Origin of the sequence: Ensifer sp. (genome assembly GCF_035999185.1) — a bacterium.
GTDB lineage: Bacteria > Pseudomonadota > Alphaproteobacteria > Rhizobiales > Rhizobiaceae > Ensifer.
In genome coordinates this window covers 1-10,856 of sequence record NZ_DASYHB010000211.1, presented here as the reverse complement: position 1 = coordinate 10,856, position 10,856 = coordinate 1, and the positions used below count along the sequence as shown (strand labels likewise).

The 10,856-nt window shown below is 63.6% G+C and carries 11 protein-coding genes and 2 pseudogenes; 4 read left to right on the top strand and 9 right to left on the bottom strand.

Annotated features, from left to right (window positions below; genetic code table 11):
- Together VGO04_RS30885 and VGO04_RS30880 are read left to right on the top strand one after the other, a co-directional pair.
- Positions 1-598: pseudogene (locus tag VGO04_RS30885) on the top strand (translational GTPase TypA); the annotation flags it as partial.
- Between the two features lie 208 nt (positions 599-806).
- The gene (locus tag VGO04_RS30880) at positions 807-1,313 is read left to right on the top strand and encodes a GNAT family N-acetyltransferase (RefSeq protein WP_327499801.1); all 507 of its coding nucleotides are present in this window, start codon (positions 807-809) and stop codon (positions 1,311-1,313) included.
- A 39-nt stretch (positions 1,314-1,352) separates the two neighbouring features.
- On the opposite strand, the gene VGO04_RS30875 is transcribed toward VGO04_RS30880, so the two are convergent.
- Positions 1,353-1,952 carry a hypothetical protein gene (locus tag VGO04_RS30875; RefSeq protein WP_327499800.1) on the bottom strand — a complete coding sequence of 200 codons (600 nt, stop codon included), beginning with the start codon at positions 1,950-1,952 and terminating at the stop codon, positions 1,353-1,355.
- 160 nt (positions 1,953-2,112) lie between these two features.
- Here VGO04_RS30875 and ppa point away from each other — a divergent pair, with 160 nt between their 5' ends.
- On the top strand, positions 2,113-2,646 hold the full coding sequence (ppa, locus tag VGO04_RS30870) for an inorganic diphosphatase (protein ID WP_327499799.1): 534 nt from the start codon (positions 2,113-2,115) through the stop codon (positions 2,644-2,646).
- Positions 2,647-2,662: 16 nt separating this feature from the next.
- On the opposite strand, the pseudogene VGO04_RS30865 reads toward ppa, so the two are convergent.
- Both VGO04_RS30865 and VGO04_RS30860 read right to left on the bottom strand, forming a co-directional pair.
- A pseudogene (locus tag VGO04_RS30865) lies at positions 2,663-2,984 on the bottom strand (DUF167 domain-containing protein).
- The gene (locus tag VGO04_RS30860; RefSeq protein ID WP_139108271.1) at positions 2,977-3,270 is read right to left on the bottom strand and encodes a YggT family protein; all 294 of its coding nucleotides are present in this window, start codon (positions 3,268-3,270) and stop codon (positions 2,977-2,979) included. The pseudogene VGO04_RS30865 and the gene VGO04_RS30860 overlap by 8 nt, the downstream one beginning before the upstream one ends.
- 237 nt (positions 3,271-3,507) lie before the next feature.
- Here VGO04_RS30860 and VGO04_RS30855 point away from each other — a divergent pair, with 237 nt between their 5' ends.
- Complete coding sequence (locus VGO04_RS30855; protein ID WP_327499798.1) at positions 3,508-4,755, top strand: MFS transporter; 1,248 nt, start codon at positions 3,508-3,510, stop codon at positions 4,753-4,755.
- Between the two features lie 46 nt (positions 4,756-4,801).
- Here the strand turns inward: VGO04_RS30855 and VGO04_RS30850 are convergent, their stop codons facing one another.
- The 6 genes from VGO04_RS30850 to hemC form a co-directional block, all read right to left on the bottom strand.
- Positions 4,802-5,542, bottom strand: a complete 741-nt coding sequence (locus VGO04_RS30850; protein ID WP_414650636.1) for a glutamine amidotransferase — start codon at positions 5,540-5,542, stop codon at positions 4,802-4,804.
- Between the two features lies 1 nt (position 5,543).
- Positions 5,544-6,026, bottom strand: coding sequence for a TerB family tellurite resistance protein (locus VGO04_RS30845; RefSeq protein WP_327499797.1), 483 nt, complete (start codon positions 6,024-6,026; stop codon positions 5,544-5,546).
- 25 nt (positions 6,027-6,051) lie between these two features.
- A complete protein-coding gene (locus VGO04_RS30840; protein WP_327499796.1) occupies positions 6,052-7,701 on the bottom strand; it encodes a heme biosynthesis protein HemY in 1,650 nt (549 codons plus the stop codon).
- Positions 7,702-7,710: 9 nt separating this feature from the next.
- On the bottom strand, positions 7,711-8,994 hold the full coding sequence (locus tag VGO04_RS30835; protein WP_327499795.1) for a hypothetical protein: 1,284 nt from the start codon (positions 8,992-8,994) through the stop codon (positions 7,711-7,713).
- Between the two features lie 102 nt (positions 8,995-9,096).
- Positions 9,097-9,810 (bottom strand): uroporphyrinogen-III synthase, encoded by a 714-nt coding sequence (locus VGO04_RS30830; RefSeq protein ID WP_327499794.1) that lies wholly within the window; start codon positions 9,808-9,810, stop codon positions 9,097-9,099.
- A gap of 4 nt (positions 9,811-9,814) precedes the next feature.
- Positions 9,815-10,744: a hydroxymethylbilane synthase gene (gene hemC / locus VGO04_RS30825; protein WP_327499793.1), complete on the bottom strand. Its 930-nt coding sequence runs from the start codon at positions 10,742-10,744 to the stop codon at positions 9,815-9,817.
- Positions 10,745-10,856: the final 112 nt, after the last annotated feature.

Below are 10,856 nucleotides of genomic sequence, written 5' to 3'. Positions count from 1 at the left end.
GCATTCCGGCGTCGTCGTTCAGAAGATGTCCGAGCGTAAGGCCGAGATGGTCGAACTTCGCCCGTCGGGTGGCAACCGCGTCCGCCTGGTGTTCTTCGCTCCGACCCGCGGCCTCATCGGCTACCAGTCGGAACTTCTGACCGACACGCGCGGCACGGCGATCATGAACCGCCTGTTCCATGCCTACCAGCCTTACAAGGGCGAGATCGGCGGCCGCGTCAACGGCGTTCTCCTGTCGAACGATTCCGGTGAATCGGTGGCTTACGCGATGTTCAACCTGGAAGACCGCGGCCCGATGATCATCGACGCCGGCGAGAAGGTCTATGCCGGCATGATCATCGGCATCCACACCCGCGACAACGATCTGGAAGTGAACGTTCTCAAGGGCAAGAAGCTCACCAACATGCGCGCCGCCGGCAAGGACGAAGCTGTTCGCCTGACGCCGCCGATCCGCATGACGCTCGAGCGCGCGCTCTCCTGGATCCAGGACGACGAACTCGTCGAAGTCACGCCGAAGTCGATCCGCCTGCGCAAGCTGCACCTCGACCCGAACGACCGCAAGCGCTTCGAAAAGGCCCGCACCGCCGGCGCCGCCTGATAGCTCTCCGCGATCCAAATAGCTTTCTGAAAAACCCCGGAGCGATCCGGGGTTTTTTGCTGTGTGTGCCACCGATGGGCGACTTGCGGATAAAGTTAAAAAGGCGTTAACCTTCCATTGGGTGCCGTTAAAGTTGCCTGTGGGTTAACGCTGGGCGGCAACCGGGCGGGATTCCTGTTCGCCTTGTGTGTGTTTAGAGTCGCGAGTCATGAAGACTGTTTCGATAGAGATTCGGCCCGGAGAGCCGCAGGAAGCGTCGGCCATTGCCGATGTTCACCGCGTTTCGTGGCTGCAGGCCTATGGCGGTCTCATTCCCCATCGTCCGCTCGTCCAGATGGTCAACCGCCGTGACGAGACTTGGTGGCGCAAGGCGACCCGCGGTCCGGCGACGCTGCTCGTCGTCGACGTCGCCGGTACCATTGCCGGCTATGCAACGCTCGGCCTCAGCCGCGCCAAGGCGTTGCCGCAGGAAGGCGAGATCTACGAGATCTATCTGAGACCCGAATATCAGGGCATCGGTCTCGGGCGCGTCCTTTTCGGCGAGGCGAAAAGCCTGCTGCGCTCGCTCGGCTGCCGCGGCCTTGTCGTCTGGTGCCTCGAAGACAGCGAGCATGCCTACCAGTTCTTCCAGGGCGCGGGGGGCACGGATATCGCCGAAGGCATGGAAGATTTTGGTGACAAGCACCTGAAAAAGGTCGGCTTCGTCTGGAACTGAACGCGGGCGCGCTTCCGGCAAAATACTGAAATCAGAAACTTATTCGGGAAGCTCGTTGTTGGGCTCCGCCGCCTTGTCGCCACGCACGCCGTGATAGGTGGGCTTGTCGACGCCGCAGCGGAAGGTCGGCGCCACCTCGTCGGCGATCTTGCGGGCAAGTGCGTTCGGATCTGGGTTGGCAAGCGCATCGACATAGCCGGCGACACAACCCTTGCCGTCGGCCTTCTGCGCGACCCTTGAGATGACCAGGACCTGGCCCTGAAGTGCCGGAACCGATGCGCCCGACGCGTCCGGGTTCTCGATGAACCAACGCAGGATCGTCGCGACGGGCGTTCCGCCCTTGGCAATCCGCCACTCCACCGTTGCGCCAGCATGGTTGAACGGGATGAAGCTCTCGAACGCGTCGTCGGCGTAGCGCTGGTTCAGGTGGCCGAACGAGACGCTCTGGCGGATGTCGACTTCCTTGAGCCGAACCGGGTAACCCGCATGTCCGGGGCAGGTGAGCAGCGCGTACATGCCCACCTCTTCCGCGATCGTCTTGCACTTGTCGCGGCCGATGTCGACATAGACGCTTTCATTGGCGACGGCCGGTCCCGCCGTCATGAGAGCCAATGACAGCAATGCAACCCTTCCGTTCATCCTGAACTCCCTTGAACGACATTTGGAGACCTATAGAGGTCGTCCGGCAGCCACGAAACGACCGGTTGAATCTGCGCTACGGACGAAAGTTATGTTGCATCGCGGCATGTTTCCCTTTATCCGACAGGCAAATTTCTCAAACCGACCCTGGAGTAGATCCATGCGCATCGACGCGATTTCCATCGGAAAGAATCCACCAGAAGATGTCAACGTGATCGTTGAAGTTCCCGTCGGCGGCCATCCGATCAAGTACGAGATGGACAAGGAAGCCGGCACGCTGGTCGTCGACCGGTTCCTCTACACGCCGATGCACTACCCGGGGAACTACGGCTTCGTGCCGCACACGCTGTCTGACGATGGCGACCCGATCGACGTTCTCATCTGCAACACCCGTCCGCTGGTTCCCGGCTGCGTCATCAACGTTCGCCCGATCGGCGTGATGATGATGGAAGACAACTCCGGCAAGGACGAAAAGATCATCGCCGTTCCGTCGGGTCACCTGACGCAGCGCTACGACAAGGTGCACGAATACACCGACCTGCCGGAAATCACGCTGAAGCAGATCGAGCACTTCTTCGAGCACTACAAGGATCTGGAGCCCGGCAAGTGGGTCAAGATCTTCGGCTGGAAGGATGCTTCCGTCGCCAAGCAGCTGATCGCGGAAGCTGTCGAGCGCGCCAAGGGCGCCAAGTAAGCTTGGCAATGCAAGCTTAACGGCCGACCAGCCCAGCTAGTCGTTCTATCAAATCCTCCGGGTCGCCCTCGATCCGGAGGATTTTTTTGCGCTGCGTTTCGCCTGAGATCAGGGAGAACCTGTTCTTGGCGAAGCGCCTTGGCGAGAGAGGCAAGCAGAGCCTGGTTGGCCTTGCCTTTCTCGGGTACGGCGCGGACGCGCATCTTCAGATACTCTTGCCCGTCGGCAGCCGTCTCCAGGCCATCGACGGCATCTCGGCCGCCGTTGGGCGTCAGCCGCACCGTCAGGCGCACATGGTCGCCATGCGCGGTGAGGGCCGGCCTGGCGTCGTCAGCCAAGCAGGGCCGGCGCGATCGTGGTGTTGAGGAAGAGCTGGATGAAGTAGAGGATCACGAGCACGACCAGCGGCGACAGATCCACGCCGCCCATGTCGGGCAGCACGCGGCGGATCGGACGGTAGAGCGGCTCGGTCAACTGGTAGAGCGAGCGGCCGATCATGTTGATCGCCTGGTTGTTCACGTTGATGACGTTGAACGCATACAGCCAGGAAAAGATAGCCGACGCGATGACCAGAAACCACGCGATGTTGATGATGAAGTTCAAAGTGCCGATGACAGCAAGCATGCCGGTCTCCAAATCGTTATTGACAGACATGTAGACATTGAGACCTAAACGAGCAAGTACGCCGGTTTATCGGGCGCGATCATGTTTAACATGAGGCCGCACGATAGTCGGTTCTGACGAAAGCGTGTCGCGATCTTCCGTTTCGTTCCACGTGCTTTAAGTTTTTGATTTGTCGCCTGCCGTTATCGCCAAACCGTTGCGCAGTTTTGCGTGACGTGTCTTAGGAGCGCCTCCCTGATGTCCGCCGTTCATGCCTCGCATCGTTTTGCCGCCTTTCGGCATGTCGGTTATCGCCGTTACTTCTTTTCGCGGTTCCTCGCCTACTTCGCCATCCAGATCATTTCGGTCGCCGTCGGTTGGCAGATCTACGATCTCACGCGCGACCCCTTCAATCTCGGCCTGATCGGCCTCTTCCAGTTCCTGCCGTCGCTGGTCTTGATCCTCGTTACCGGGGCCGCGGCCGATCGCTACAACCGGCGCATGATCATGGGCATCTGCATGGTCGTCAGCACGCTTTGCGCGACGGCCCTGCTGGCGCTGACGCTTACCGGGCTGTTCTCGCCCTGGCCTGTTTACGCGATCCTTGTCGTCTTCGGCATCGAGCGCGCCTTTCTCGCGCCGGCGTCGCAATCACTGGCGCCCAATCTGGTGCCGCCCGAAGACCTGCCCAATGCGATCGCCTGGAACTCGACCTCCTGGCAGACGGCGATGATTGTCGGCCCGGTGGCCGGTGGCCTGATCTATGCGCTCGGCGCCGTCGTGCCCTATGCGGTCGGCGTTTGCTTCTTCCTGGCCGCAGCGCTCATGGTCTTTGCCATTCCGAAACCGGCCAGCCGCACTGCGCCCTCGGCCCAGAGCTGGAAGACGATCACCGCCGGCTTCCGTTACATCAAGGCGGAGAAGGTGGTGCTTGGCGCGATTTCACTCGATCTCTTTGCCGTCCTGCTGGGCGGTGCCGTCGCGCTGATGCCGGTCTTTGCCCGCGACATTCTCGCGCTCGGACCCTGGGGCCTCGGCCTGCTGCGCGCAGCACCCGGGATCGGCGCCGTCGGTATGGCCGTGTGGCTTGCGACACACCCGATCCGCCACCGCGCCGGCTTCTACATGTTCGTCGGCGTCGCACTCTTCGGTCTCGGGACCATCATCTTCGGGCTCTCCGCCACGCCCTGGATCTCGATTACCGCCCTCGTCGTCATGGGGGCGGCCGACATGATCTCGGTCTACGTGCGCGAGACGCTGATCACGCTCTGGACGCCGGACGAGCTGCGCGGTCGGGTCAACGCCGTCAACATGGTCTTCGTCGGTGCCTCGAACGAGCTCGGCGAATTCCGTGCGGGCATGATGGCGTCCGGGTTCGGTGCGGTCTTTGCCGTCGTTTTCGGTGGCATGGGCACCCTGCTTGTGTCGGGGCTCTGGGCGCTCGGTTTCCCGCAATTGCGCAAGATCGATACGCTCGACGTGCCCGAACACCGCAAGCAGCTATAACCGGATTGCGTCCAACGCTTGCCTCAACGGCAATTCGGGGGGTGGTCTACATGGTCCCTGGCGTTGAGCGCGGCTGCTCGTCGCGCAGGAAGATAAGCTCGAGAAAATTCTCCATCCAGGTGCGCAGCGGTCCGTCGTGCTGCATGCGCCCGTCGAGATGGGCCTTGCCGATCTGCGCGCCCGGCAGTTCGAAGCGATGCGCGCCATGCACCACCCATCGATGCATCATCGCGCGCGTCAGTTCGCCGTGGAACTGGATGCCCCAGGCATTGTCGCCATAACGGAAGGCTTGGTTCGGATAGGTGTCGCCGGTTGCGAGCAGCTCGGCACCCGCGGGCAAGTCGAAGCCTTCGCGGTGGAAATGATAGACCATGTCCGGCCAGTCCAAGAGCGCCTTGCCGGCCTCGGTCGCCACCAGCGGATACCAGCCGATCTCGGTCATGCCCTCGTGATGCGGGGCGACGCTGCCACCAAGATTGCGCGCCAGCATCTGCGCGCCGAGGCAGATGCCGAGATAGGGCTTGTTCTCCTTGAGTGGCACCGACAGCCAGTCGATCTCGCGCCGGACGAATTCTTCCTCGTCATTGGCGCTCATCGGGCCGCCAAAGACGATCGTGCCGCTGTGGTGTTCCAGCGTCGCAGGCAGGTCGTCGCCGAGCGCCGGGCGGCGGATGTCGAGCGCAAACCCCTTCTGCTGCAAGATTTGCCCGACGCGGCCGGCACTCGACCGCTCCTGATGCAGAATGATCAGAACCGGGTTTCTGGCGCTCTCGTCCGGCATCGGCATTTCAGATTTCCTGTTGCGGCTCTGCTTCCACGGTGGCGTTGCTTCTTGCTGCAGCCTCCTGCCGCATAAGCACCCGGTCGCGGCCGGAGACGGCGAGCAGGTCGGCAATCCGCCAGATCACGTGATCTTCCATCTCGCTGCGCTCGCCGTCGGCATAGACGATATCCCAGAGCATACCGACGAGTTCGACGCGCTGCTCCTCGGAAAGGTGCCGCTTGATCTCGGCGGTGAACTGGTAGAAGTCGATCGCCTCGCTTTCGGCGGTCTCGCCCGCTTCGATCAGCTTGGAGAGCGACGCGTCGTCGAGCTTGTAGTGCTCCTTGATGACCTTGCGCATCTTGCGCCGCTCGGACGAAAGGATCCGGCCGTCGGCCTCCATCACCTGGAAACAGAGCGCGATCACCGCCACTCTGGGATCACCATGCTGAATCCGCGTCGCCGGACCGGTCAGGCCGTCGAGGAACGTTCGTAAGCGTTCAAACATTGATCTTGCCACAGCCCCTGGAAACTCAGAACAATCGGAAGCCGGATTTTTCCGGCACTTGCTCGCCGCTCGCCGGATCGCGGACACCGGGATCATCAGGCGGGCGCCCGAAGAATGGATCGGGTATGCGTTCGCCGTTGGCATTTTCTTCCCTGGTCCCAGCCTTGACGGGGGCCTTATCGGCAACCGGCTCAGGCTTGCGCTCGACAACCTTGATCGCCGGTGCCGGTTGAGCCGGTTCCTCGCGCACCGTCTCGAGGATGACAGGCGCTTCCTCGCGTCTGACAGTCGGAGCCGTCTCATGTGCATGCGGCTCGACCGAGACCGGCGGCAGGCTGCGGATTGCCTCGTCGGCGGTGGACTGGTCGTGATCGACGGTTGCCGAAAGGGTATGCGGCGATGCCTTCCACTCAAAGGCATCGAGCCGTCCGCTGACCGGGGAAACCGGCAGCCAGGTTGGTGACGTCACGCCGTCGGCGGTCCAGGCGGGGTCGCGTGGGCTCTTCAGCGCCTGCGCCATCCAGTGGCGAATGCGGCCCTCGTCGCCGGTGTCGGCCTCTTCGATATCGGCGAGCAACAGGAAGACGCTTTCGGTCGGGTCGAGCCTTGCCGCAGCCTCCGCCTTGGTGCGGGCGAGCAGCAGTTCACGTGCCTCCAGCGCCGCCTCGGCGACCGCGGCCATCGCGACCGCATTGTTTGGCCGCAGGGCCTCGAGCTTGCGCGCCCGCTTCAGCCGATCGACGGCGGTGTCGCCGCCGCGGGCTCGCACATAAAGGCGCGCCACGTCCGGATGCGGGTCATGCTTCCAGCTCTTTTCGAGGATCGACGTTCCCTTGCGCAGATTGTCTTCGCGAAACAGCGCCTTGGCGGCGACGAGTGCTGCGGGAACCAGATGGTCGTCGAGCTTCAGCGCGGACAGCGCATCGTCGCGCGCCGCCTTCACGTCGCCCTCTAGCTTCGTCATCGCCCGGGCGGTCAGAAGCACGGCCTTCTTGCGGTCGGCCTCCTTGCGGTCGACCACATGGGCCGTGCGGCTCTGGTCGAGCAGGCGCAGGGCATCGTCCCATTGTCCGGCCTGGCTCTGGCTGTCGAGGGTCGCGAGTGCCGCCCAAGGCAGGTGCGGCGCCTTTTCCGCGGCGCGCTCGGCATATTGCCGTGCCGCTTCGTGCGCACCGAGGCGCTTGGCTTCGAGATAGAGGCCGCGAAGACCGAGTTCGCGCGTCTCGGGATCATCGGCCATCAGCTCGAACTTGCGACGGGCGTCGTCGTACTTGCCTTCGATCAACGCCGTTTGCGCTTCGAGCAGGTGGATCAGCGGCTCCTGGTCGGCGCTGATCAGGCCACGGGTGCGCGCGGTCATCTTGCGCGCCAGGTTGGCGTCGCCGGCGCCGGCGGCAATCAGGCCCGTCGACAGCGCCTGGTAGCCGCGGTCGCGCTTGCGGGCGCGGAAATAGCGGGTAACCGTGTGCGGCGACAGCCAGACGGTGCGTACCAGCCAGACGGCGATCAGCACGGCGGCGATCAGCGAGATCAGCAGCGATGCGGCGCGCATCAGGCTCATTTCGACGAGCTGGCCCTGCCAGACGAGCGAGAGTTCGCCCGGACGATCGGCGAGCCATGCGAAGCCGAGGCCGAGGCCGAGAACGATGAGGATGAAGAGCAGTATGCGGATCATGTGTCTTCCTCAGCCTGCTGTGCCTGGTTTCGCCATTGTCGCGGCAACGGCGGCATCGATCACGCCTTCGACGCGCAGGCGCTGGTCGAGCTTGGCCTTGAACGCCTCGCCGGAAGGCTTGGCGGCGGCCGGAAGGCCCTCCCATTCGAGCGCCGCGCCCTTCAGGTCGCCGTTGTTCAGCTTGTCCTCGATGCGGGCGATGATCGCTTCCGGCGTCTCGCCTTCGACGCTGCCGACTGGCCGCACGCGAATGCCGGACATGGCGCTCGACACGAGCCGATCGAAAATGCCTTCGTTCGGGTCGGGCTGGTTGAGGGCGTCGAGCATGGCATCGGCGGTCGCAGAAAATTCGCGGCGCAGATCGGTGCGCGTCGGCACGCCGACCTGGGCGTCCTGCGCCAGCGCGGCCACCGCCTGTTCGTCCGGCGCGATGCTGCGCAAAGCGTCGAGTTCGGCCAGGAACGGGCCACCGCGGTCGATCGCGGACTTGAGCGCCGTGACGGCGACGGCCTTGGCCATCTGGATATCGTTGACCGGCTCGTTGAGCTTCTGCTCGGCCGATTCGATGCGGCTCGTGAGTGCGTCCTTGTCGGCGGTTGCCGCCGTTTGCGCGTCGGCGAGCGTGGATTTGAGGCCGGCGATTTCCTTGGTGAGATTTTCCACCTGCGCCTTCAGCGCTTCGGCCTCCGCGCTGGCACCGGCGCTCGATCCGCCCTGAGAAAAGGATTGCTCCAATGCGGCAATACGGCCTTCGAGCTCGGTGTTGTCGACAACGGCTGCCGGCGTCGGCAGTGCTGCGATCTGGTCGCGCAGGGCCTGCAGTTCGGATTGCTCAACGCCGGGCTTGGCGCGATCCGGCCCCAGAACGGGGATGAAGCCGGCATATTGCAGACCGCCAAAGCCGAGCAGCGTCACGAGGCCGCCGACGATGCCAGCGGCGAGTGCGCTGGAGTTGGATACGGGTTTTTGTTGCGGTGCCGGTTCCGGATCACGCGTCGCGACGTGTGGCGGCTCTTCGGCGAAAGCCGCCGCAGCGGCATCGGCGGCCGCATCCGCGCGTTGCTCCTCGATTTCCTCGTCCAGACGGGACCTTGCGGTGCTGTCGTCACCGCTGTCTGTGGCGGCGTCTTCAGGCCTGGCATCGCTTGCGGAATTCTCGGCGGCAAGGTCCGCCATAGTCTCGCGGGGCGCTTCGGTTTCTGTCGGTTGCGCAACCGTCTTTTCCGCTTCGAGGTCGATCGTCAGCGGTTCCTTCTCGGACTTCGAGCGGCGCGGCGGGTTTTCCGATACCATGGTGACCTCTTACCGTTGGTGCCTGTCGGCTCTTCTCTCAAACCTAGTCAGCCCGAACGGGGAGGGAAAGCCCCTTCGTTCCAATTTCGGATGAATTCGGCATTAGAGAAGCCTGAAAAGGCTTTCTTCATCGGGCCTTGCGGCAATCTGCGAAACCGCGCCGACCGGCAATGCTTCGGCGATCGTGGCGCTGAGGCAAAGGTAACGCGACGCAAAGGCGGGGGCGGAAACGCCCGCTCCGATGAGGAGAGTTGCGAGCCGGCAGGTCGTCTCCCGCGAATAGAGCAGCGCGGCGTCGAGCGGGCCGTTCCGGATGGCGTCCTCAATGGCGCCAGGCGGCTGCGCAATCGGTGTCATGCGATAGCACTCCACGGCTTCATGGGCGATGCCGTGCTGAATGAGCGTGCTTTCGAGCCCGCTTGAGCGGGGTGTGCCGGTCAAATAGAGGAGGGGTTGCTCAGGCAGAATATCGAGGGTCGAGACAATGAGCTCGGCCAGCGCCTGGCCGTTTCCGTCCCCGACACGGATGTCAGCAAAGCCGAGGTCGCTCGCCGCACGTGCGGTCGCTTCGCCGACGCAAAAGCAGGGGGTGGACAGATGTTTCGCAAGGTCTTCCCCCATTGCGACGAGTACGCGAACGGCTTCGGCGCTGGTCAGGACGATCGCCACATGCGGCACATCGAGAGCGGATCTGGCAGCTGCAACGAGGTGCGTCGCCCGCATCAGCGGCATCAGCACCGCTTCGTGGCCGGCGGTCTCCAGCCGGTGTGCCGTCGTCTCGGCGGCAGGTTGCGGCCGGGTGACGAGCACGCGCATCGGCTTAAGACCAGCTTGCAAAGAAGCCGGGGCCGGCCTTGGCGCGGATCTCTTCGCCTGCCTGCTGGCCCAGCGCCTGCGCGTCTGCCGCCTTGCCCTCGATGGCGACGCGGTGATGCGTGCGGCCATCCGGCGTGAGAATCATGCCGGAAAAGCGCAGATGCGTGCCATCAGACGTCGCCAGGCCAGCGATCGGCGTGCGGCAGGAGCCGTCGAGCGTCGCAAGGAAGCCGCGTTCGCAGGCAACCGCCTCGTGGGTGCGCGGGTCGTCGATGGCCGCAAGCAGGTCGTTGATGCGGCGGTCGCCGATCCGGCTTTCGATGCAGATCGCCCCTTGTGCCGGGGCCGGCGGAAACTCTTCAGGGTCGAGCAGTTCGGTCGGAACATCGGTCATGCCGAGCCGCTTCAAGCCGGCATAGGCAAGCAGAGTCGCATCCACCTGGCCCTCCGCGAGTTTGCGAAGCCGCGTTTCCACCTGGCCGCGATAGGTGATGACGTTGATGTCGGGCCGGAGGCGACGGATCAACGCCTGGCGACGCAGCGACGAGGAACCGACGGTGACGCCATCCGGCAGTTCCGTCAGTTTTGGCGCCGTGCGGCCGATAAAGGCGTCGCGAACGTCCTCGCGCGGCAGGAAGGCGGAAAGACAGAGGCCGTCGGGCAGTTTCGTCGGCATGTCCTTGGACGAATGCACGGCGAAATCGAGCTCGCCCGACAGCAGCTGCTGTTCGATTTCTTCGGTGAACAGGCCCTTGCCGCCGATCTCGGCGAGCGAGCGATCGGTGATGCGGTCACCTTTGGTCGAGAGGACGACGACCTCGAACATTTCCGGCGCAAGACCATGGACCGCTGCGAGGCGATCGCGCGTTTCATGGGCCTGGGCAAGCGCCAGCGGGCTGCCGCGGGTGCCGATCCGGAAAGGTTTTGTTTGCATCAAAGGCTATCCATTGTTACCGGAGTTCCGTGTACCCACCTTTCGGTGCGACCGCAATCTTTGAGTAGTTCCTGATGTCTCCGCCCCTGCGCATCCTCGGCATAGAAACAAG

Coding starts and splice junctions, on each gene's coding strand:
- VGO04_RS30840 (WP_327499796.1), bottom strand. CDS start 7,701: ATGATCCGCATACTGCTCTTCATCCTCATCGTTCTCGGCCTCGGCCTC.
- ppa (WP_327499799.1), top strand. CDS start 2,113: ATGCGCATCGACGCGATTTCCATCGGAAAGAATCCACCAGAAGATGTC.
- VGO04_RS30830 (WP_327499794.1), bottom strand. CDS start 9,810: ATGCGCGTGCTCGTCACCCGGCCGCAACCTGCCGCCGAGACGACGGCA.
- VGO04_RS30855 (WP_327499798.1), top strand. CDS start 3,508: ATGTCCGCCGTTCATGCCTCGCATCGTTTTGCCGCCTTTCGGCATGTC.
- VGO04_RS30880 (WP_327499801.1), top strand. CDS start 807: ATGAAGACTGTTTCGATAGAGATTCGGCCCGGAGAGCCGCAGGAAGCG.
- VGO04_RS30835 (WP_327499795.1), bottom strand. CDS start 8,994: ATGGTATCGGAAAACCCGCCGCGCCGCTCGAAGTCCGAGAAGGAACCG.
- VGO04_RS30845 (WP_327499797.1), bottom strand. CDS start 6,026: ATGTTTGAACGCTTACGAACGTTCCTCGACGGCCTGACCGGTCCGGCG.
- hemC (WP_327499793.1), bottom strand. CDS start 10,744: ATGCAAACAAAACCTTTCCGGATCGGCACCCGCGGCAGCCCGCTGGCG.
- VGO04_RS30860 (WP_139108271.1), bottom strand. CDS start 3,270: ATGCTTGCTGTCATCGGCACTTTGAACTTCATCATCAACATCGCGTGG.
- VGO04_RS30875 (WP_327499800.1), bottom strand. CDS start 1,952: ATGAACGGAAGGGTTGCATTGCTGTCATTGGCTCTCATGACGGCGGGA.
- VGO04_RS30850 (WP_414650636.1), bottom strand. CDS start 5,542: ATGCCGATGCCGGACGAGAGCGCCAGAAACCCGGTTCTGATCATTCTG.